Origin of the sequence: Nocardioides sp. NPDC127503 (assembly GCF_040302165.1) — a bacterium.
GTDB lineage: Bacteria > Actinomycetota > Actinomycetes > Propionibacteriales > Nocardioidaceae > Nocardioides.
The window spans coordinates 455,391-476,722 of the sequence record NZ_JBEORH010000004.1; the positions used below are offsets into that span (position 1 = coordinate 455,391).

Consider the following 21,332-nt stretch of genomic DNA (forward strand, 5'->3'; position numbering starts at 1 on the left):
CGACCGGGTGGTTGCCGACTGGTTTTCTGGCCTCAGCGGGGGCCGCGGGTAGCGAGGGCCTCGACGGCTTCGCGGGCGGTGGCGGCGATGGCGAGGTCGACGTCGTTCTGGACCCGGGCGGTGCGGTCGGAGTCGGTGAGTACGGCGATGGCGACGCGGCCGCCGGGATGGGTGACGACGGCGATCTCGTGCCGCAGGGTGAGGAACCCGCCGGTCTTGCCGGCGAGCTCGATGTCGTCGGCGAGCAGGTCGGCGGCGATCCGATGGGTGAAGACCTGCTTGCCCATCAGCCGCCGGACCAGCTCGGTCGCCTCGGGCTTGGCAACCTCGTCCCGCCAGACGCGCTCGAGCAGGTCGACGCAGGCGCGGGGCGAGCCGATCGTGGCGCGGTCGACGTCGAGCGAGTCGATGACGTGCCGGCCACCCGGTCGGCGGCCCTCGACCGCGAGCTGGGTGGCGAGGGCGAAGTCGTGGCCGGCGATGCGGGTGGCGTAGTCGTACATCGGCTGCATCCGGTGCCGCACCCGCAGCCCCTCCACGCCCCACTCGGCGAGCTGCTCGTCGACCTCGCGCGGTGGGACCAGGTCGAAGAGCGCGTCGGCGGCGGCGTTGTCGCTGAGGCCGAGCATCATCAGCATCAGGTCGGTGACCGAGCAGGTCGCGTCGTAGGTGAAGGCCGAGATGCCGTACGGCCCATAGCTCCGCTCCGCAGCGGTCAGCGTCACCATCGAGGCTCCGTCGATCTCGCCGCGGGCGATCCGGTCCGCCACGACGAGCGCCAGCGGCACCTTCGCCACCGACGCCAGCGGCATCGGCCGGTCGACGCCGACCCCGACCTCGTGGCCAGTGTCGATGTCGCGGGCGAGGAACGCGACCCGGACCTGGAGCTCGCGGAAGCGCTCTGCGGTGGCTTCGGCGAGGTCGATCAGTCCCCGGTCACTGCCGACGAGCGGGCTCATCCGCGTCCTTCCTCAGGTGCGCCGACGCACGCGGCGAGCAGGGCGAGCGCCTGCTCCCGCAAGGGGCCGGCCGCCAGTGGTCCGGGTGGCGGGGCCTGCTCGACCAGCCGGTGGCCGCGCGCCACCTGGTCGATGAACGGGGACCAGCTCAGTCCGTACGTCACCGCCTCGTGCCGCGCGCAGACCAGGCTCGCGCGCCCTGCCAGGGTCTCGGCCACCGCGAGCTGGTGCGGGGCACGGCGCAGGGTGGCCGGTCCGATGCCGGCCCGGTCCGCGAGTCGTCGCAGCCGGCCGGCGGGATCGTCCAGGTCTCGAGGGAGGGCCAGCACCTGCGTACGTTCTCCGCCTCGGCGGGGGCGCAACGAGCTCAGCGACACCGGCCCTTCGGCGGTCCCGGGAGCGGTGGCCGCGCCCAGCGGGGTGAGCCATGTGGCCGCGTCCGGATCGCACGCCTCGACCGTCCAGGCGGCCGGCTCCGGCGCCTCGTCGCTGTCGCTCGCGAGGCGTACGTCGACGCCTTCCGCCTCCAGCAGCGCGACCAGCCGCGCGAGCGGGGCGGGGTCGCAGCTGGACGGCACCGCGACCACGAAGCTCTCCCGGTCGTGCCGGCGGATGCTGCGCAGCAGATGGTCGGCCTGGTCGATCAGGTGCCTGGCCCGCGGCAGCAGGGCCGTGCCTGCCGGAGTGAGCGCGATCTGGCGCCGGGTGCGGTCGAGCAGCTCCACCCCGAGCTCCCGCTCGAGAGCACGCAGACGGCGGCTGAGGAGTGGCTGGTCGACGCCGAGCTCGAGGGCGGCCTCGGAGACGCTCATCTCGTCCGCGACGGCGGCGAAGCCGCGCAGATGAAGCAGTAGATCCACGCGTACAGGATGGCTGATCGCCCCCACCTCGTCCCATGTCGGCGATGCATACGTGCATGCCGGATCGTCCTTGGACGCGGTCGCGGCGTCGGCGTCACGATGCTCGGCATGACCACACCGATCCTCAGCCGCCGCGCCATCCTGGGCGGAGCCGCCACCGCGGTCGCCGTCGCCGCGACCGGAGTCAGCAGCTCCGTGGCGTACGCCGCCGACAGCCCCTCGATCGCCGCACTCGAGCAGAAGCACCAGCGTCACCTCGGCGTCTGGGCCAAGAACATGCGGACCGGCCGCGTCATCGAGCACCGTGCCGACGAGCGCTTCCCGATGCTGTCGACCTTCAAGACGCTGCTCGTGGCCTCGATCCTGCGCGATCTCCCCGCGCGTACGCTCCAGCAGCGGCTGACCTGGGAGGCGGCCGATGTCGTCGTCAACTCACCGGTCACCTCGCTCACGACCCGCAACGGCCTGACCGTCGCGCAGCTCGCCGAGGCGACGATGACGCGGTCCGACAACACTGCCGCCAACGAGCTGCTCCACCTCATCGGCGGCCCCGCCGGAATCACCAGGTTCGCCCGGTCCCTCGGCGACACCGTGACCCGGCTGGACCGCTGGGAGCCCGACCTCAACAGCGCGATCCCGGGCGACCCGCGCGACACCAGCTCACCGCGGGCGATCGCGCAGACCTACACCAAGCTGGTGCTCGGCGACGCCCTCGACCGCGCCGACCGGGACCAGCTGACCACCTGGATGCTGGCCAACCAGTCGACCGTCACGCGGTTCGGCGCCGGGGTCCCGGCCGGCTGGCGGCTCGCCGACAAGACCGGCGGCGGCGACTACGCGTCGCGGAACGACGTCGGCGTCACCTGGACCCCCGACGGCGCCCCGATCGTCATCGCCGCCCTCACCCGCTCCGACGACCCCACCGCCGCACCCCTCGACTCCCCGCTCGCGGACATCGCGGCGACTGTCTGTGGGGAGCTCGGCTGAGGCGTTGGGATACCCGGTTAACCGGTGAAACCTGCACTTCTCTGGCGTTGCATTGCCTGAGAAGTGCAGGAATACCCTGTTAACCGGGTATCCCTGCACGGCGACTCAGGCCCCGTAGACCTTCTCCGGCTCCGGCGCCTGGGCGAGGAGCTTGCGGAGGGCCGGGCCGACGTCGGCGGCGTCCCAGCGGGCGCCGGCATCGGCGGAGGGGCCGTGGGCCCAGCCGTTCTCGACGGTGATCGTGGACCCGTCGATCTCGACGACCCGGCCGGAGATGTCGCGGGCGTCGCCAGAGGCGAGCCAGGCGACGATGGGGCTGTTGTCCTCGGGCAGCGCCATCGCAGAGGTGTCGAAGGCGCCCTCGGTCATCCGAGTCTTGGCGACCGGGGCGATGGCGTTGACGGTCACGCCGTAGCGGGACATCTCGGCGGCGGCGACCAGGGTGAGCCCGGCGATCCCGGCCTTGGCGGCGGAGTAGGTGCCTTGCCCGATCGAGCCCTGCAGGCCCGCGCCGGAGGAGGTGTTGATGACCCGGGCATCCCGCTGCCGGCCCGCCTTGGACTCCGCCCGCCAGTACGCACCCGCGTGCCGCAACGTCGCGAAGTGACCCTTCAGATGCACCCGGATGACCGCGTCCCACTCCTCCTCGGAGGTGTTGACGAGCATCCGGTCGCGGACGAAACCGGCGTTGTTGACGAGGATGTCCAGACCTCCGTACGTCTCGATGGCCTGCCGCACCATCGCCTCGGCCTCCGCGAAGTCGGCCACATCGGCGGCATTGGCAACCGCCTCACCACCTGCGGAAACGATCTCGTCGACCACCTGCTCCGCGGGCGTCTCGCCGGTACCCTCGCCCGCCAGCGAGACGCCGAAGTCGTTGACGACCACCTTCGCCCCGTGGCGGGCGAGCTCGAGCGCGTGCGCCCGGCCGATGCCTCGCCCCGCTCCGGTGACGATCGCGATCCGGCCTTCGAGCAGTCGAGCCATGGTGGCGTCCCTTTCCAGTCTTGCGTTCAGAAACCAAGCAACTGCTAGGCTACCAAGCAATCGCTAGGTTAGGAACGGACCATGGGCATCTCCACCGAGATCACCGACGAGCAGATCGCCGTCGTCACGATGAACCACCCACCGGTGAATGCGCTGCCGGTGAAGGGCTGGTTCGAGGTCGCCGACGCCGTCACGACCGCCGCCGACGAGGGCGCACGCGTCGTGATCCTGCGCGCCGAGGGGAAGGGCTTCAACGCCGGCGTCGACATCAAGGAGATGCAGCAGATCGAGGGCTTCGAGGGCATCCTCGGCGCCAACCGCGGCTGCTACGCGGCGTTCAAGGCGATCTACGAGTGCCCGGTCCCGGTCGTCGCCGCGGTCAACGGCTTCTGTCTCGGCGGAGGCGTCGGCCTCGTCGGCAATGCGGACACGATCGTGGCCAGCGACGACGCCTTCTTCGGCGTACCCGAGGTCGACCGCGGAGCCCTCGGCGCCGCCACCCACCTGAGCCGGCTGGTGCCACAGCACATGCTGCGTACGCTCTATTTCACCGCCCAGACCATCACCGCCCAGCGCCTCCACGAGCTCGGTTCCGTCCACCAGGTCGTTCCCCGCGAGGACCTCGACGAAGCGGCCCTCGAGGTCGCGCGACAGATCGCCGCGAAGGACCCGCAGGTCATCCGCGCGGCCAAGGCCGCGCTCAACGGCATCGACCCGGTCGACGTGAACGCCTCCTACCGCTTCGAGCAGGGCTTCACCTACGAGCTCAACCTCGCCGGCGTGGCCGACGAGCGCCGTGACGCCTTCGTGAAGGACGGACGATGAGCACCGCACAGACATTTCGTACGCCGCTGACCGACCTCACCGGGGTCGACCACCCGATCGTCCAGACCGGGATGGGCTGGGTCGCCGGCCCGCGCCTCGTCTCCGCCACCGCCAACGCGGGCGCGCTCGGCATCCTGGCCTCGGCCACGATGACCCTCGATGAGCTCGAGAAGGCGATCGTCGAGGTCAAGGGACGCACCGAAAAGCCGTTCGGGGTCAACCTGCGCGCCGACGCCTCCGACGCCCCCGACCGCTGCCGGCTCCTGATCGACCACGGCGTCAAGGTCGCCAGTTTCGCGTTGGCGCCCAAACCCGAGCTCATCAGCAAGCTCAAGGAGCACGACGTCGTCGTGGTGCCCTCGATCGGCGCGGCCAAGCACGCCAAGAAGGTGGCGGGCTGGGGCGCCGACATGGTGATGATCCAGGGCGGCGAGGGCGGCGGCCACACCGGCGCCGTCCCGACCACCCTGCTTCTCCCGAGCGTCCTGGACGCCGTCGACATCCCCGTCGTCGCCGCGGGCGGCTTCTTCGACGGCCGCGGGCTCGCCGCGGCCATGGCCTACGGCGCCGCGGGCATCGGCATGGGCACGCGCTTCCTGCTCACCGCCGATTCGGCCGTCCCGGAGGACGTCCGACGGCGCTACCTGTCGTTCGGCCTCGACGGCACCATCGTGACCACCAAGGCCGACGGCATGCCGCATCGCCTGCTCCGCACCGAGTTCATCGACACGCTCGAGAAGGAGGGCCTCACCGCGAAGCTGCTGCGCACCCTCAAGCGCACCCGGCAGTTCAAGGACATGTCCGGCCTCCCCTGGCGCACCCTGATCAAGGACGGCCGCGCGATGGTCCACGGCGGCGACCGCACCTGGGCCGAGGTCGTACTCGCCGCCAACACCCCGATGCTGCTCCGCGCCGGCCTCGTCGAGGGCGACACGAACGCCGGGATGCTCTCCAGCGGTCAGGTCGTCGGCCTCCTCGACGACCTCCCCACCTGCGAGGAGCTGGTCGACCGCATCGTCGCCCAGGCCGCCGACCGCCTCAAACATCTGGACGCCACCCGAGCCTGAGGCTCAGGGTGGACCCATGGCCATCGAGGTTCGCCCGGCGACGGTGTTCGAAGACGTACGCACGCTTGTCGGTCCCAAACGCCCCGACGCCAGCGTGTGCTGGTGCCTGAGCTACCGCATCCCGTCGAAGCTCAACAACGAGCTGAGCGGGCCGGCGCGAGGAGAGTTCGTACGCGACCTGCTCGCCTCCGGGCCGCTGGGCGTGCTGGCCTACGAGGGTGACGAGCCGGTCGGCTGGGCCGCCGTCGCCCCGCGCGCCGACACCACCTTCGCCCGCAACCGGAAGATCCCGCACGTCGACGACCTCCCGGTCTGGTCGCTGTGGTGCATCCGGGTCCGCCCCGGCCACCGCGGCCAGGGCATCTCGCACGCCCTGATCGAGGGCGCGGTGACGTACGCACGCGACCGCGGCGCTCCCGCCGTCGAGGCCTACCCGCTCGACAATCAGGGCGCCAAGGTCGACCTGACGATGGCGTACGCCGGGATCCGCAAGAACTTCGAGGCGGCCGGCTTCACCTGGGCCGCCGACACCACCTCGGTCCTCGCCGGCCACCCGCGCGTGCTGATGCGACGCGATCTGAGATGAGGGCCCGGTTGACCTCGATCGGTAGAGTGTGAGTCGTGAAGAACGAGACGAGCCGCGTACGCATCGCGCTCGTCGCACTTTTCACGCTGATGCTCCCGGCGCTGATGAGCGTCGATCCCGAGCAGGCGCTGCTCACCATCGCGGTCTCGACCGCGCTCGCGGCCGTCGCCGTCGGAGCGCTCCACAACGTGAGCTCGTTCGCCCTGGTCAGGGCACGTTCGACGGTCCCTCCGGACGTATCCGACGGACCTCACCATCTCGCTGCCCGGGTCACCGACCCGGTGTGCTCCCCGCGCCGGCCGCGCGCTCCTGAGCAGGCCTGACACTCGCCGAACCCGGCGAGCCCGTCAGTCCTACCCACTCACCTCAGGAGCACACCCATGTCCGTTCTCGCCCCCTTGTCGCATGCGCTCGCGGCCGTCCTCGCCGGCGCCCACCACGTCCTCTCTTTCGTCGGCCCCAACGTCAGCTGGCTGCTGGCCATCGCTGCCGTCGTGGTGCTGGTCAGACTCGCCCTCCTCCCGCTCACCATCCGCGGCGTACGCCACTCCCACGCCTCCGCCAGGGCCCGCCCGCAGCTGCAGGCGCTGACCAAGAAGTACACCAAGAAGAACTCCTCCAAGAGCCCCAGCCAGGCCGACGTGATGGCGATGATGGAGGAGCGGCGCAAGATCAACGAGGAGCACGGCGTACCCCGCTTCGCCATGCTCGCCGCCTTCGCCCAGCTGCCGATCTTTCTGGCGCTCTACCACCTGCTCTCCGACGTCAGCCGGAACAACGCGGTCGGTGCGATGAATGACTCGCTGGTCAGCTCGCTCGGAGCAGCGACGTTCTTGGGCACCCCGCTCACCGGCAGCGGCTACCTCTCCGGCGACACCACGCACCTGGTGATCACCCTCGGTCTCGCCGCGACCGCGGCGCTGGTCAGCTATTTCAGCCAGCGGCTGTGGGTCCTGCCCAACATGGTGCGCGCCGACCTGCCCGAGACGATGGTGCGGATGCAGGAGCTCATGCCCGTCATCTCAGCCGCCGGCATGCTCCTCGCCGGCAGCAGCGTCCCCCTCGCCCTGCTCGTCTACTGGGTCATCAGCGGCCTGTGGACCGCCGGGCAGGCCGCGGTCATCCACCGCTGGTTCCCCACCCCCGGCTCTCCCGCCGCCGAGCGCGCCGAGAAACGACACGAGAAGCGAGCCGTGCTCACAGCCGCTCGATGATGGTGACGTTGGCCTGGCCGCCGCCCTCGCACATCGTCTGGAGGCCGTAGCGGCCGCCGGTGCGCTCGAGCTCGTTGAGGAGGGTGGTCATCAGGCGCGCGCCGGTGGCGCCGATGGGGTGGCCGAGGGCGATCCCGCCGCCGTTGACGTTCACCTTCGAGTGCGGGACGTCGAGCTCCTTCATCCACGCCAGGACGACGGAGGCGAAGGCCTCGTTGCACTCGAACAGGTCGATGTCGTCGACCGTCAGACCCGTCTTGGCCAGGGCGTGACGGGTCGCCTCGATGGGGCCGGTGAGCATCCAGATCGGGTCGTCGCCGCGGACCGAGAGGTGGTGGATGCGGGCGCGCGGGGTCAGGCCGAAAGTGCGTACGGCCCGCGCGGAGGCGACCAGCAGTGCCGAGGACGCGTCGCAGATCTGCGAGGCGACGGCGGCGGTGATCCGCCCGCCGGGAGCGAGCGGCTCGAGCGAGGCCATCTTCTCGAGCGATGTCTCGCGCGGGCACTGGTCCGTGTCGAAATCACCCACCGGCACGATCTCCCGGTCGAACCGCCCTTCGGCGATCGCAGCCTTGGCACGCTGGTGCGAGGCGAGCGCGTACGCCTCCATGTCCTCCCGCGAGATGTCCCACTTCTCCGCGATCATCTCGGCGGAACGGAACTGGGAGACCTCCTGGTCGCCGTAGCGCTTCACCCAGCCGGGCGACTCGGCGAACGGGGTGGTGAATCCGTACTCCTGCCCCACCAGCATCGCCGCCGAGATCGGGATCGCGGACATGTTCTGCAGCCCACCCGCGACCACCAGGTCCTGCGTCCCCGACATCACTCCCTGAGCCGCGAAGTGCACCGCCTGCTGCGAGGAGCCGCACTGCCGGTCGATGGTCACGCCGGGTACGTGGTCGGGCAGCCCAGCCACCAGCCACGCGGTCCGCGCGACGTCGCCGGCCTGCCCACCGATGGTGTCGCAGCAGCCCATGATCACGTCGTCGACGGCTCCCGGGTCGATCCCGGTGCGGTCGACGAGCGCGGCCAACGTGTGGGCGCCGAGATCGGCCGGGTGGATACCGGCGAGCGCCCCTCCGCGCTTCCCCACAGGCGTACGGACCGCATCCACGATGAATGCCTCAGACATCTGGTGACCCTCTCGATCAGGCGTGCTGGCTGGAGACGGAGACGACCTCGCCGGTCATGTACGACGAGTAGTCGCTGGCCAGGAAGACCATGACGTTGGCGACCTCCCACGGCTCGGCGGCACGGCCGAACGCCTCGCGGCCCTTGAGCTCGACGAGCAGCTCGGGCGAGGTGACCTTCTCCAGGAACGGGTGCATCGCCAGCGACGGCGAGACCGCGTTGACCCGGATCCCGTGCGGCGCCAGGTCCGCGGCGGCGGAACGGGTCAGCGCCATCACCCCGGCCTTGGCCGCGGCGTAGTGCGCCTGCCCCTCCTGGGCCCGCCAGCCGATCACGGAGGCGTTGTTGACGATCACGCCGCGCTTCCCGGCGGCCACGAACCGCTGCCCGACCGCGCGGATGCATCGGAACGTCCCGGTCAGGGTGATGTCGAGGACGCGCGACCATTGCTCGTCGGTCATCTCCAGCACCGACGCGGTCCCGCCGAGCCCGGCGTTGTTGATCATCACGTCGACACCGCCGTACGGCTCCGCGGCGTCGAGCAGAGCCGAAACCTGGTCCTCCTGCGTGACATCGCAGGTCACGGCCGTGATCCGGTCCTGCCCGAACTCCTCGGCGAGGGCATCGCGCGACTCCTTGAGCCGGCGCTCGTGGGTGTCGGAGACGACGACCGCCTTCGCGCCCTCCTCGAGCACCTTCCGCACCACCGCGGCCCCGATCCCCGCACCGGCGGCAGCCGTCACGACGACGACCCGGCCCTCCAGGAGCGAGTGGCCGGGGACGTACGCGGGGGCTGGCTGTTCGGGCTTCATGCACGGGCCTCTCGTGGCAGGCCGAGCACGCGCTCGGCGATGATGTTGCGTTGGATCTCGTCCGAGCCGCCGTAGATCGTGTCGGCGCGGGAGAAGAGGTAGAGCGACTGCAGCCGGTCGAGCGCGTAGCCCTCGCCAGTGGTCAGCCCGGCGAGTCCGACGACGTCCATCGCCAGCTCGCCGAGCTCGCGGTGCCACCGCGCCCACAGCAGCTTGGAGACGCTCGCCTCGGGACCGGAAGAGCCGGAGTCGTACGCAGAGAGTGTCCGCAGCGCGTGCAGCCGGAGCACCTCCAGCCCGACATGGGCCCGGCTCAGGCGCAGAGCGATGTCCGGCTCGTCGATGACACCGGAAGCGCGGGCGGCCTCCTCGACCATCTCCAGCTCGCGCGCGAAGCCGACCTGTTGGCCGATCGTGGAGACCCCGCGCTCGAACCCGAGGGTCGCCATCGCGACCTTCCAGCCGTCGCCGGGCTCACCCACGACCAGGTCCGCGTCGGTGACGGCGCCGTCGAAGAAGACCTCGTTGAACTCCGAGGTGCCGGTGAGCTGCTCGATCGGTCGTACGTCGACGCCGGGCTGGTCCATCGGCACGAGCAGATATGAGAGCCCGTGATGTCGCGACGATCCCGGTTCGGTGCGGCACACCACGAAGCACCAGTCGGACAGGTGGGCGTTCGACGTCCAGACCTTCTGCCCGTCGACGACCCACCGGTCGCCGTCCAGCCGAGCGCGGGTCCGCACCCCGGCCAGGTCGGACCCGGCGCCGGGCTCGGAGTAGCCCTGGCACCACAGCTCATCCACGGCCACGATCTTCGGCAGGAACCGCTCCTTCTGGGCGTCGGTCCCGTGGGCGATCAAGGTGGGGCCGAGCAACTCCTCGCCGAGATGGTTGATCCGGACCGGGGCGTCCGCCCGGGCGTACTCCTCGTGGAAGATCACCTGGTGGAACAGCGGCAGGCCGCGCCCGCCGTGTTCCTCGGGCCAGCCCAGGCAGGTCCAGCCGTGTTCGGCCAGGTAGCGATTCCACGCCAGCCGCCCCTCGTACGACTCGTGGTCGCGGCCGTTCCCGCCGGTGCCGCGTAGCGCGGCCCACTCGCCGACGAGATGGTCGGCCAGCCACTCGCGCACCTCGGCGCGGAAGGCCTCGTCCTCGGCGGAGTAGGTCAGGTCCATGCCGGACAACCTACCAAACCAAGCACTTGTTTGGTAGCGTCTGTGGCATGAGCGCCACTCCAACCGAGACCAGTGTCGTGACGTACGAGACCCACGGACCCGTCGCGGTGGTGCGGCTGAACCGCCCCGAATACCGCAACGCCCAGAACTCGAAGGTGACCTACGCGCTCGATGAGGCGTTCACCCGAGCGACCAACGATGACGAGATCAAGGTGATCGTCCTCGGCGGCAACGGCAAGCACTTCTGCGCCGGCCACGACATCGGTACGCCGGGCCGGGACATCGACGAGAGCTTCGAGCGCAAGGCCGTGATGTGGTGGGACCACGTCGGCAAGGAGGGCGTCGACTCCCGCTTCGCGCGCGAGTCCGAGGTCTACCTCGGCATGTGCCGACGTTGGCGCGAACTCCCGAAGCCGACGATCGCGATGGTGCAGGGAGCCTGTATCGCCGGCGGCCTGATGCTGGCCTGGTCCTGCGACTTCATCGTCGCCTCCGACGACGCCTTCTTCTCCGACCCGGTGGTCAAGATGGGCATCCCCGGGGTCGAGTACTTCGCCCACCCGTGGGTCACCAACCCGCGCGCCGCCAAGGAGATGCTCTTCACCGGCGACCGCTTCTCCGCCGAGCAGGCCGAGCGCTGGGGCATGGTCAACCATGTCGTACGCCGCGACGACCTCGAGACCGAGACGCTCGCCCTCGCCGGGCGGATCGCCGAGATGCCGCGCCTGGGGCTGGCGCTGGCGAAGAAGGCGGTCAACCAGGCCGAGGACCTGATGGGCATGCGCGCCGGGATGGACTCGGTCTTCGGCCTCCACCACGCCGCTCACGCGCACAACGCCGAGGTCGGCAAGGACTCGCTCGCGGGCATGAACGCGAGGTCGATGAAGTCATGACGGCGATGCTGGAGTTCACCGAGGCCGAGGAGGCGTTCCGCCTCGAGGCCCGTGAGTGGCTCGCCGCCAACAACCCCGGTCGGCTGCCGTCGATGGACACCGCCGAGGGCGCCGCTGCGCACCGCGAGTGGGAGCGCACCCTGGCCGCCGGTCGGTGGTCGGTGGTCGCCTGGCCCGAGGCGTACGGCGGTCGCGACGCATCACTCACCGAGTGGGTCATCTTCGAGGAGGAGTACTACCTCGCCGGCGCCCCGACGCGGATCAGCCAGAACGGCATCTCGCTGCTCGCGCCGATCATCTTCGGCCACGGGACCGAGGCCCAGAAGGAGCGCTACCTGCGCGACATGACCGACGGCACGCTCGTCTGGGCGCAGGCGTGGTCGGAGCCGGAGGCGGGGTCCGACCTGGCTTCGCTCCGGGCGACCGCGACGCGGGTCGACGGCGGCTGGAGGCTGAACGGCCAGAAGACCTGGAGCAGCCGCGCGCCCTTCGCGGACCGCGGCTTCGGTCTCTTCCGCTCGGATCCTTCCGCCGAGCGGCACCGGGGCCTGACGTACTTCCTCTTCCCCCTCGACGCCGACGGCGTCACCGTCCGCCCGATCGACCAGCTCGACGGCACGCCCGGCTTCGCGGAGATCTTCTTCGATGACGCCTTCGTGTCCGACGAGGACGTGCTCGGCGGCGTCGGTGACGGCTGGAAGGTCGCGATGTCGACAGCGGGCAACGAACGCGGCCTCTCCCTGCGGTCGCCCGGGCGGTTCATGGCGGCTGCGGAGCGGCTGATCTCGTTGTACGCCGACGCCCCGCAGCCCCATGCCAACGACCGGGTCGTCGACACTTGGATCCGTGCCGAGGCCTACCGCCTCTACACCTGGGACACCGTGACGCGGGTCGAGGCCGGCGGCTCGGTCGGCGCGGAAGGTTCGGTCAACAAGCTCTTCTGGTCCGAGCTCGACGTGGACCTCCACGAGACCGCGCTCGACCTTCTCGGCCCGGATGCGGAACTACCTTCGCCCTGGTCGGACGGCTATCTGTTCTCCCTCGGTGGTCCGATCTACGCCGGCACCAACCAGATCCAGCGCAACATCGTCGCCGAGCGACTCTTGGGCCTCCCTCGGCTCGGCTAGCGAACTGTTGCTCAGACGAGTGGCGTACGTGAAGGAATCAGCCCTGCACACCGGTCGGGGTATGGCACCATCCGTGCTGCACCCGGACGTACCGGGCTCGGGCACACACTCGGAGCAACGCCTTCATGAGAATCACCCCCACGCGCCTTCTCGGCGTGCTTGCGGGCTTGGTACTGGTGGCCGGCACAGCCGGTTCCACGCCGGCGGCAACCTGGCAGATAGGCACCAACCAGCAAACCGCGAAGTCGCTGGACACGACGGTCACGGTGTCGGCCAGGATTCCGTCGACAGCCACGCTCAGCAATGCGACGTCGACCACCGTCCCGGTCGATCTGACGTGGTCGACGACGGCTGATCGGCTCGAGTTCACCAGCAACACGGTGGAACTGCGGGTTGAACAGACCGATGGCAACGGACCGGGGGCCACCTCCGCACAGGTCTCCGCACCGACTGGAGCCGGCACGACGCGGATCAACGTGCCCATGATGTCCAACCGTGGCCCGGCCCCGACTCTCACTGGGAAGTACGAGGTGTTCCTGGAAGCCGCCCGTGTGAGGGCGCACTTCGACAAGGGCGGGGCGGCGTACGACGACTTCACCTTCGGCAACGTCAAGCTCGGATCCTTCAGCGTGAAGACCAAGACCCAGGTCGCGCTCGAGAGTGCCGCCACGACCAGGACCACCATCCGGTTCTCCGGGACTCTCCAGGCACCCGGAGAGTACGGCAACACCCAGACCGTCCCCGGCGAGGTGCTTCGGATCTCCTTCGACCCCGCAGGCACCAGGCCCAAGGCGTTGCAGCGCAGCATCTACGTGTCGGCAAACGGAACCTTCGATGTCATCGTGCCCAAGAAGGGCAAGGGGACCTGGTCGTTCGCCTTCGCCGGATCCACGAACTGGGCGGCGTCCTCCGCGAGCAAGGCGGTGGCAAGTTGAGAACGCCCCGTGTCCTCAGTGGTCTCGTCGTACTCGCACTCGCTGCGGGTATGGGCCTCGTTTCCATATCCCAGGACCGTGCAAAGGCAACCCCTGTCATCAACGAGGTCACCCGGGAGTTCACCGACGGCGACGCCGTCGTGACGGCGAGGATCCGCGTCCAGGACGCGACCGCCAACGCCAGCGGGTGGTGGAACGCAACGGCGGAGAATGTCGTCGTCGACGTGCATTACGAGCACAACGGCACGGCCATCCGGTTCGTGGACGAGACGCTCAAGCGGCCGACGGTCTCCATCGCCCGAGCGGGCGAGGCGTCGACTCTCTCGGACTGGAGACTGGCTCCCGTCAACAGCAGCCGCACACGTGCCCGTGGCGTGCTCTACAACACCGACGGCCGGTTTTCCCTCACCTTGAACCAGCACGTCATCATCACCAAGGACGGGCAGGAGCACGAGATCCATCTCGACGCACCTCAGGCGGTCGAGTTCGGGCTCAAGCGTGATGTACGTATGGAGATGAATGTCGCCCCGCGAATCGCTCCGTCAGGAAAGACTGTGAAGGTCTTCGGCTCGATCACGGCTACCGATGACGGATCCGGCTACGCGCCGGTGGCCGACCGCGCTGTTGACATCTACCTCGACCCCACCGGCTCCGAGGCGAAGCGCAAGATCGCGACCGTGACTTCCTCGTCCACAGGCACCTTCTCCACGAGCTTCACGGCGGCATCGAGCGGCGTCGTCAGCGCCGAGTACGCCGGCTCGGCGACCGAGATCGCGGCCACCATGGCCGAGGACATCCGAGTGCACACGGGCACGGGCTATCGGGAGAAGACCGTCACGATCAAGGTCGGAGAGGGCAGTGTCAAAGCCCGTGTCTTCACACCGAGCAGCGTCACCGTAGGCACCAAGCCGGTAGCCCTGCCCATCGATGTCGAATACATCGGCGGCTGGAACTGGGAGCAGCTGTCCGGCACTGTCGAGATGTCCTTCTCGCCGCGCAAGGTGGGCTTCGGCGACAGGTTCGGCCCGAACCTCATCCACACCATCGACAAGTACACCGCCCGAGGAACGATCTGGATCGACGGCATGGCTCCGCCGGGGACCTATGCGATCAGCCTCAACGGCACTGCAGTCGGCTCGATCACCGTGAAGAAGGTGACGGCGACCAGCATTCGGGCGACTCCCCCGGCTTCGACCACGAGCGTCCGGCACCGGATCGGCGGCACGGTCAAGGCCGTCAACCTCGCCTCGGCCACCTGGGCTCCCGCCTGGCGGCTGGTCGCCGGCCTGGGCGTGAGGCTCTACTTCGATCCGGCCGGAACGACAGGACCGCGATACCGAGCGACCGTGAAGACGAACTCGTCGGGGGCCTACTCCTACTCTGTCGCCGTCACCACCCCTGGCCGTTGGGTCGCCCGCTATCCCGGGTCGGCCTCATACGCCCCGTCCGAGGCGCTGACCACCACGAGGCAGGCGACCTTGGCAAGGATCAACGCGTCCACCAAGACGCCCGTACGCGGCACACGGGTCACGTTCACCGGCGACCTGAAGGCCGTCAAGAAGACCTCGGTAGGCGCGCGCTGGCGGCCTCTTGCACGGACAACGGTGAAGATCTACTTCGACCCTGCGGGCTCTGCCGGTCCGGTGCTGAAGCGCACGCTCACCACCACCTCGACCGGGACGTACCGCACGTCGATCCAGGTGCAGGCCAAGGGGTACTGGATCGTCAAGTACGCCGGAACGACGAGATACGCACCGGATTCACGCCGCGTTCTTGTCGATCCTCGCTGACGATGCCGTCTGAGCGCCGCCTGCAACCCGCAGGCGGCGCTCCGATCCTTTTCGGACACCTCCTCGACGACCAAGCATTTGCTTGGTAGCCTCGCTATGCAGCGGCCAAACAAGGAGGGGCACATGCGTTTCGGACGTACGCCGGAACAGACGGCGTTCGCGGACGCCCTCGACGATCTGCTGGGGGCAGCCGACACTCCGGGCGCGGCTCGTTCGTGGGCTGATGGGGACCCCGCACTCGGACTGTCGTTGTGGCGGCGCCTTGCGGAACTGGGGGTCGCGGGACTGCTCGTGCCCGAGGAGTATGACGGATCGGGTGCATCCCCCGTCGACCTCACTGTCGCGTTCGAGCGGCTCGGGTATCACGGGACTCCTGGCCCCTGGGTCGAGTCCGTCGCCGTCCTTCCCGGGCTGCTGACACAGGCCGACGAGGCCAAGGTGCTCGCCGGGATCGCCTCGGGCGAGAACGTCGCCACGCTCGCGGTCCAGCCGATGACGCCCAGGGCGCTCGATGCGGACGTCGCCGACCACGCTTTCACGCTCACGACCACCTCCGCGCTGTACCGCGCTGAGCCTGGTGACCGACATGAATCCGTCGACGCGACACGACACCTCTTCGACCTCACTCCAACCGAGCAGATCGCAACCGTCGACGCACGTCAGTCCCTGGATCTCGGAACTCTGGCCTGCAGCGCCCAGCTCCTCGGAGCCGGCAGAAGGATGCTCCAGGACACCGTCGCGTACGCCCAACAACGCCACCAGTTCGGCAAGCCGATCGGCGGCCAGCAGGCGGTCAAGCACCTGCTCGCGGACGTACGCGTCGCCCTGGACTTCGCGGCCCCACTGGTGCACAACGCGAGCCTGACGCTCGCCCCGCGAGACGTCTCTGCGGCCAAGGTGGCGGCCGGGGACGCGGCGTACCTCGCCTCACGCACCGCGCTCCAGGTCCACGGCGCGATCGGCTACACCCGCGAGTTCGACCTGAGCCTGTGGATCCTGAAGGTGCGCGCGCTGGTCGGCGCTTGGGGCACCCCGGCCGAGCATCGTGCGCGGATCCTCGAGTCACTCGTGGAGGGCCGATGAGGTTCGCGCTCACCGAGGAGCAGTCCGACCTGGTCGCGACCGTGCACACGCTGATCGCCAAGCGGGCTGCGTCGATGGATCTTCGGGCGGCGATCAGCACGCCCGAGGGCTACGACACCACGCTGTGGCAGACGCTCACCGAGCAGATCGGGGTGACCGCGCTGGCGGTCCCCGAGGCGTACGGCGGGGTCGGCTGCTCCTACATCGAGGCGCATCTCGTCCTCGAGGAGCTCGGTGCCACGCTCACGCCCTCTCCATTCGTCGGCACCCTGCTGGCGACCCAGGTCCTCACCGCCGCCGACACCCCACAGGCCGGTGAGCTGCTGGAGCGGATCGCCGGCGGCGCCACGGCCGCGGTGGCCGCTCCCGGATCCGATCTCGTCATCGACGTGACCGGCGCGGAGATCCTTCTCGTGCTGCGCGGCGACCAGGTCCATGCCGTGGGTCCCTCGGTGGCCACGATCGCCCCGGCCCCGGCTCTGGACCCGACCTGGAGGTTCGCGACGGTCACCGTCGACGACGCCGCAGGTGTCCTCGTCGGCACGGTCGATCCGGCGTACGTCACCACGGTCGGCGCCACCATGATGACCGCCCTCCAGGCCGGAGCCGCGCGCGAGGCGCTGGAGCGTACGGTCGCCTATCTCAAGGAGCGCCACCAGTTCGGCCGCCCGCTCGGCTCCTTCCAGGCTCTCAAGCACCGCTGCGCCGACCTGCTGGTCCAGGTCGAGACCGCGCGAACGATGAGCTGGGCGGCGGCCTGGGAGCTCACCCAGCCGAGCCCAGATCGACATCTCGTCCATACCGCCAAGACCTGGTGCTCCGATGCGTTCTCGCAGGTCGCGGCGGAGATGATCCAGCTCCACGGCGGGGTGGCGATCACCTGGGAGCACGACGCCCACCTCTACTTCAAGCGCGCCCACGCCACCGCTCAGCTCTTCCGAGGAGACACGTGAACAAGACCCCCATCGACAAGACGCTGCCCCTCACCGAGGTCAGCAGCAAGCTCGAGTCCGGGATGACCATCGGCATCGGCGGCTGGGGCTCGCGGCGCAAGCCGATGGCGCTGGTCAAGGAGATCCTCCGCAGCGACATCACCGACCTGACCGTGGTCGCGTTCGGCGGCCCCGACGTCGGTCTGCTGGCTCGTGCCGGGAGGATCCGCAAGCTGGTCTACGGCTTCGTCAGCCTCGACTCGATCCCGCTCGACCCGAACTTCACCCGCGCCCGCGAGCGGGGCGAGATCCCGGAGACGAGCGAGTACGACGAGGGCATGTTCGTCGCCGGCCTCAAGGCGGGCGCCAACCGGCTGTCGTTCCAGCCCATCCGCGCAGGCCTCGGCAGTGACGTGATGGCGATGAACCCCGACCTCAAGACGGTGAAGTCGCCCTACGACGACGAGGAGTACGTCGCCGTCCCCGGGCTTCGCCTCGACGTCTCGCTCATCCATCTCAACCGCGCCGACGCGGCCGGCAACGGGCAGTATCTCGGCCCCGACCCCTACTTCGACGATCTCTTCGCGATGGCCGCCGACACCACGATCATGTCGGTCGAGCAGATCGTCTCCACCGACGACCTGACCGCCAAGGCCCCGCCGCAGACGCTCCTGGTCCCCCGGATCTTCGTCAACCACGTCGTCGAGGCCCCGGGCGGCGCCCACTTCACCAGCTGCGAGCCGGACTACGGCCGCGACGAAGAGTTCCAGAAGACGTACGCAGCCGCAGCCAAGTCGGATTCCGACGGTGACTGGACCGAGTTCGAGGAGCGTTACCTGTGACCCTGCAAACGATCAGCCGAGCAGACATCTGCGTAGCCGCAGTCTCCGACGCCTTCAAGGGCTCCGGCGAGGTGCTCGCCCACGCCGTCGGGATCGTCCCGGCCATCGGCGTACGCCTGGCCAAGGCCACCCACACCCCCGAGCTCGCGCTCAGCGACGGCGAGGCGTTCATGATGGCCGAGGCTCCGCCGCTGCTGAAGACCGCGGCGGCCGGCGGCACCCCGGAGGCCTGGGTGCCGTTCCGCAGCATCTTCGACATCGTCGCCAGCGGCCGCCGGCACTCGATGATGGGCGCCAGCCAGATCGACCGCCACGGCAACCAGAACATCTCCTCGATCGGCGACTGGCGGCAGCCGAAGCGCCAGCTGATCGGCGTACGCGGCGCCCCCGGCAACACCGTCAATCACCGTGTCGACTACTGGGTCGCCAAGCACTCCGCCCGGATCTTCGTCGACCGCGTCGACGTCGCCAGCGGCGTCGGCAACGACCGTGCCGTCGGCACCGCCGGGCGTTTCCACGACCTCGGCGTCGTCGTCACCAACCTCGCCGTCTTCGGCTACGACGAGCAGGGCCTGATCAAGGTCGCCTCGATCCACCCCGGCGTCACCCCCGAGGAGCTCCAGGAGGCCACCGGTTTCCCGATCGACGCGACCAACGCGCCCCTCACCCGCGAACCCACCCCGGACGAGCTGAAGATCATCGAGGCAGAAGACCCCAAGGGCCTCCGCTACAAGGAGGTCCCGTAAGGCCCCGCCCGCCGGTCGAGCCGGGTTCGTGAGGAACGAACGAAGCCGTGTCGAGACCAACACAGTCCCGTCGGCGCTCGATAGGACTGTGTTGGTCTCGACACGCTCGGCCGCAGGCGGCCTCGCGGCTCGACCAGCGGAGGTCAGGCGAGGATGCCGGCGTGGAGCAGCTTCAGATACTGCTCCGCGAGGGTCTCGGGGGTGTGGCGGCCGCCGGGGCGATACCAGGAGACGGTGGACCAGACGCCGTCACGGATGAACCGGTAGGTCAGCGCGGGGTCGAGCGAGGCGTGGAAGGCGCCCGAGGCCTGGCCAGCCTCGATGACCCGGATCCACAGGGCCTCGTTGTCGCGTGAGCGCTCGGCGACGAACTCGAAGCCCTCGACGGTCGCCAGGAAGGACGCCTCGTTCTGGTAGAGCGCGACGGCGAGCCGCTCGTTGTGGATCGTCCGGAACGACTCGGTGATCAGTCCGTCAAGGTCGGCCTGCGGGTCGACCCCGCTCTCGACGATCTCGGTGAACCGCGCGTTGAGCCCGTCGAGGAACCCCGACAGCAGCTCGGTCAGCATCGCTTCCTTGGAGCGGAAGTGGTGGTAGAGCGAGCCGGACAGGATCCCGGCGGCATCGGCGATGTCGCGTACGGTCGTCTGGGCGAAGCCCTTGGTCGCGAACATCTCGGCAGCCAGCGTGAGCAGCTCGGCCCGTCTCGACGACCCCGACGCCGTCCCCCGCCTTCTCGGCGCAACCCCCGTGTCAGTCATGGACGAAGCCTACCAAACAAGCAGTTGCTCAACTACGCTAGCGAGGGTGACCCCGCGCACGATCCCCGCACTGATCGAGAAGGCCAAGCAGACCTACGCCGACCACCCGGCGATCGTCGACGGCCCCACGACGCTCACCTACGTCGAGCTCGCCGACGCGGCGGACAGGACCGCGCGCGCCTTCCTCGCCAGCGGCGTACGCAGCGGCGACCGGGTCGCGATCTGGGCGCCCAACCGCTGGGAGTTCCCGGTCGCGGTGCTCGGCGCGCAGACGATCGGGGCGGCCGTGGTGCCGCTCAACACCCGCTATCGGGGCCATGAGGCTCGCGAGATCCTGGAGCGTTCCCGCGCCACCGCGCTGGTCACCGTCAACGGCTTCCTCGGCACCGACTACGTCCAGATGCTGCACGACGCCGGCCCGCTCCCGGAGCACCTGCTCACCATCGTCGACCTCGCCGCAGGCTGGGAGGAGTTCCTCGCCACGGGCGAGGAGATCCCCGACCAGCGGCTCGAGGACGCGAAGGCGTCGGTCACCCCCGACACCCTCGCGGACCTGCTGTTCACCTCCGGCACCACCGGGAAGCCGAAGGGCGTGATGAGCGCGCAACGGCAGACGATCGGCGTCGCCGACGTCTGGGCGCGGGGCGCCGGGCTCACCCCGCGGGACCGCTACGCCATCGTCAACCCGTTCTTCCACGGCTTCGGCTACAAGGCGGGCTTCATCGCGGCGTTCACCTCGGGCGCGACGGTCTACCCGATCGCGACCTACGACCCGAGCCAGGCGCTGAAGCTGATCCAGGACGAGCGGATCACCGTCCTCCCCGGCGCTCCCACGATCTTCACCACGCTCATCAACCACCCCGACCTGAAGGCGTACGACCTCTCCTCGCTGCGCTTCGCCATCGCCGGTGCCGCGAGCGTCCCGGAGAGCCTCTTCGCCGACATGCGCGACATCCTCGGGATCGACGAGGTCAAGGGGGCGTACGGCCTCACCGAGTGCATGGTCGCGACCACCACCCGCCCCGGCGAGGATCCGGAGCACGTGGCCAAGGTGGTCGGGCCGGCGGTCGAGGGTCTGGAGATCCGCACCGTCACCGCCGCCGGCCAGGACGCGGAGCCGGGCGAGGACGGCGAGGTCTGGATCCGCGGCGACAACGTCATGCTCGGCTACTTCGAGAACCCTGAGGCGACCGCCGAGGCGATCGACGAGGACGGCTGGCTCCACACCGGCGACGTCGGCTTCCTCGACGAGCACGGCTGCCTGAAGATCACCGACCGGATCAAGGACATGTTCACCGTCGGTGGCTTCAACGTCTATCCCGCCGAGGTCGAGAACACCCTCGCCGGCCACCCCGGCGTCGTCGAGGCCGCGGTCATCGGGGTCCCCGACGCCCGCCTCGGTCAGGTGGGCAAGGCATTCGTCGTCGTACGCGACGAGCTGAGCGCCGACTCGATCGCGACCTGGCTCAAGGACCGCCTGGCCAACTACAAGCAGCCAAGGGCGTACGTGCTGGTCGACAGCCTTCCGCGCAACGCCAGCGGCAAGGTCCTGAAGACGGATCTGCGCGACACCGCGAAATAGGCGGGACACCCCACGGGGCGGGGGTATAGGTTTCCTCA

General features: G+C 69.5%; 22 protein-coding genes. 15 read left to right on the top strand and 7 right to left on the bottom strand.

Annotated elements, in window-relative coordinates:
• Positions 1-32: 32 nt before the first annotated feature.
• Both ABTW65_RS12105 and ABTW65_RS12110 read right to left on the bottom strand, forming a co-directional pair.
• Positions 33-959 (bottom strand): serine hydrolase, encoded by a 927-nt coding sequence (locus ABTW65_RS12105; RefSeq protein ID WP_350660336.1) that lies wholly within the window; start codon positions 957-959, stop codon positions 33-35.
• Positions 956-1,819 carry a LysR family transcriptional regulator gene (locus ABTW65_RS12110; RefSeq protein ID WP_502890567.1) on the bottom strand — a complete coding sequence of 288 codons (864 nt, stop codon included), beginning with the start codon at positions 1,817-1,819 and terminating at the stop codon, positions 956-958. Before ABTW65_RS12110 ends, ABTW65_RS12105 begins: the two co-directional genes overlap by 4 nt.
• 108 nt (positions 1,820-1,927) lie before the next feature.
• Between ABTW65_RS12110 and bla the strand changes: the two genes are divergently transcribed.
• Positions 1,928-2,806 carry a class A beta-lactamase gene (gene bla / locus ABTW65_RS12115; protein WP_350660338.1) on the top strand — a complete coding sequence of 293 codons (879 nt, stop codon included), beginning with the start codon at positions 1,928-1,930 and terminating at the stop codon, positions 2,804-2,806.
• A gap of 105 nt (positions 2,807-2,911) precedes the next feature.
• Here the strand turns inward: bla and ABTW65_RS12120 are convergent, their stop codons facing one another.
• Positions 2,912-3,793 (bottom strand): SDR family oxidoreductase, encoded by an 882-nt coding sequence (locus ABTW65_RS12120; protein ID WP_350660339.1) that lies wholly within the window; start codon positions 3,791-3,793, stop codon positions 2,912-2,914.
• A gap of 81 nt (positions 3,794-3,874) precedes the next feature.
• Between ABTW65_RS12120 and ABTW65_RS12125 the strand changes: the two genes are divergently transcribed.
• The 5 genes from ABTW65_RS12125 to yidC are packed head-to-tail and all read left to right on the top strand — an operon-like array spanning position 3,875 to position 7,485.
• Positions 3,875-4,618 (top strand): enoyl-CoA hydratase family protein, encoded by a 744-nt coding sequence (locus ABTW65_RS12125; protein WP_350660340.1) that lies wholly within the window; start codon positions 3,875-3,877, stop codon positions 4,616-4,618.
• Positions 4,615-5,685: an NAD(P)H-dependent flavin oxidoreductase gene (locus ABTW65_RS12130; RefSeq protein WP_350660341.1), complete on the top strand. Its 1,071-nt coding sequence runs from the start codon at positions 4,615-4,617 to the stop codon at positions 5,683-5,685. The genes ABTW65_RS12125 and ABTW65_RS12130 overlap by 4 nt, the downstream gene beginning before the upstream one ends.
• 16 nt (positions 5,686-5,701) lie before the next feature.
• Positions 5,702-6,271, top strand: a complete 570-nt coding sequence (locus ABTW65_RS12135; RefSeq protein WP_350660342.1) for a GNAT family N-acetyltransferase — start codon at positions 5,702-5,704, stop codon at positions 6,269-6,271.
• 35 nt (positions 6,272-6,306) lie between these two features.
• Positions 6,307-6,594, top strand: coding sequence for a hypothetical protein (locus ABTW65_RS12140; RefSeq protein WP_350660343.1), 288 nt, complete (start codon positions 6,307-6,309; stop codon positions 6,592-6,594).
• A 57-nt stretch (positions 6,595-6,651) separates the two neighbouring features.
• Positions 6,652-7,485, top strand: a complete 834-nt coding sequence (gene yidC, locus ABTW65_RS12145) for a membrane protein insertase YidC (protein ID WP_350660344.1) — start codon at positions 6,652-6,654, stop codon at positions 7,483-7,485.
• Here the strand turns inward: yidC and ABTW65_RS12150 are convergent.
• From ABTW65_RS12150 to ABTW65_RS12160, 3 genes are read right to left on the bottom strand one after another with little or no spacing between them, the layout of a single operon-like run.
• Positions 7,469-8,617: an acetyl-CoA C-acetyltransferase gene (locus tag ABTW65_RS12150; RefSeq protein ID WP_350660345.1), complete on the bottom strand. Its 1,149-nt coding sequence runs from the start codon at positions 8,615-8,617 to the stop codon at positions 7,469-7,471. The two genes, yidC and ABTW65_RS12150, sit on opposite strands and share 17 nt — an antisense overlap.
• A gap of 16 nt (positions 8,618-8,633) precedes the next feature.
• A complete protein-coding gene (locus ABTW65_RS12155) occupies positions 8,634-9,428 on the bottom strand; it encodes an SDR family oxidoreductase (protein ID WP_350660346.1) in 795 nt (264 codons plus the stop codon).
• The gene (locus tag ABTW65_RS12160; RefSeq protein WP_350660348.1) at positions 9,425-10,603 is read right to left on the bottom strand and encodes an acyl-CoA dehydrogenase family protein; all 1,179 of its coding nucleotides are present in this window, start codon (positions 10,601-10,603) and stop codon (positions 9,425-9,427) included. Before ABTW65_RS12160 ends, ABTW65_RS12155 begins: the two co-directional genes overlap by 4 nt.
• A gap of 47 nt (positions 10,604-10,650) precedes the next feature.
• Between ABTW65_RS12160 and ABTW65_RS12165 the strand changes: the two genes are divergently transcribed.
• The 8 genes from ABTW65_RS12165 to ABTW65_RS12200 all read left to right on the top strand — a co-directional run bounded on the left by ABTW65_RS12165 (position 10,651) and on the right by ABTW65_RS12200 (position 18,951).
• The gene (locus ABTW65_RS12165) at positions 10,651-11,496 is read left to right on the top strand and encodes an enoyl-CoA hydratase (RefSeq protein WP_350660349.1); all 846 of its coding nucleotides are present in this window, start codon (positions 10,651-10,653) and stop codon (positions 11,494-11,496) included.
• Positions 11,493-12,623 carry an acyl-CoA dehydrogenase family protein gene (locus ABTW65_RS12170; RefSeq protein ID WP_350660350.1) on the top strand — a complete coding sequence of 377 codons (1,131 nt, stop codon included), beginning with the start codon at positions 11,493-11,495 and terminating at the stop codon, positions 12,621-12,623. The genes ABTW65_RS12165 and ABTW65_RS12170 overlap by 4 nt, the downstream gene beginning before the upstream one ends.
• Positions 12,624-12,748: 125 nt before the next feature.
• A complete protein-coding gene (locus ABTW65_RS12175) occupies positions 12,749-13,558 on the top strand; it encodes a hypothetical protein (RefSeq protein ID WP_350660351.1) in 810 nt (269 codons plus the stop codon).
• The gene (locus tag ABTW65_RS12180) at positions 13,555-15,348 is read left to right on the top strand and encodes a hypothetical protein (RefSeq protein WP_350660352.1); all 1,794 of its coding nucleotides are present in this window, start codon (positions 13,555-13,557) and stop codon (positions 15,346-15,348) included. Before ABTW65_RS12175 ends, ABTW65_RS12180 begins: the two co-directional genes overlap by 4 nt.
• A 123-nt stretch (positions 15,349-15,471) precedes the next feature.
• The gene (locus ABTW65_RS12185) at positions 15,472-16,431 is read left to right on the top strand and encodes an acyl-CoA dehydrogenase family protein (RefSeq protein WP_350660353.1); all 960 of its coding nucleotides are present in this window, start codon (positions 15,472-15,474) and stop codon (positions 16,429-16,431) included.
• Positions 16,428-17,384, top strand: a complete 957-nt coding sequence (locus ABTW65_RS12190; RefSeq protein WP_350660354.1) for an acyl-CoA dehydrogenase family protein — start codon at positions 16,428-16,430, stop codon at positions 17,382-17,384. Before ABTW65_RS12185 ends, ABTW65_RS12190 begins: the two co-directional genes overlap by 4 nt.
• Positions 17,381-18,205 carry a CoA transferase subunit A gene (locus ABTW65_RS12195; protein WP_350660355.1) on the top strand — a complete coding sequence of 275 codons (825 nt, stop codon included), beginning with the start codon at positions 17,381-17,383 and terminating at the stop codon, positions 18,203-18,205. Before ABTW65_RS12190 ends, ABTW65_RS12195 begins: the two co-directional genes overlap by 4 nt.
• On the top strand, positions 18,202-18,951 hold the full coding sequence (locus ABTW65_RS12200; protein ID WP_350660356.1) for a CoA-transferase subunit beta: 750 nt from the start codon (positions 18,202-18,204) through the stop codon (positions 18,949-18,951). Before ABTW65_RS12195 ends, ABTW65_RS12200 begins: the two co-directional genes overlap by 4 nt.
• A gap of 143 nt (positions 18,952-19,094) precedes the next feature.
• On the opposite strand, the gene ABTW65_RS12205 is transcribed toward ABTW65_RS12200, so the two are convergent.
• On the bottom strand, positions 19,095-19,712 hold the full coding sequence (locus ABTW65_RS12205; RefSeq protein WP_350660357.1) for a TetR/AcrR family transcriptional regulator: 618 nt from the start codon (positions 19,710-19,712) through the stop codon (positions 19,095-19,097).
• Between the two features lie 46 nt (positions 19,713-19,758).
• Here ABTW65_RS12205 and ABTW65_RS12210 point away from each other — a divergent pair, with 46 nt between their 5' ends.
• Entirely contained in the window at positions 19,759-21,294 is a 1,536-nt protein-coding gene (locus tag ABTW65_RS12210) for an AMP-binding protein (RefSeq protein ID WP_350660358.1), read from the top strand.
• Positions 21,295-21,332 lie beyond the last annotated feature (38 nt).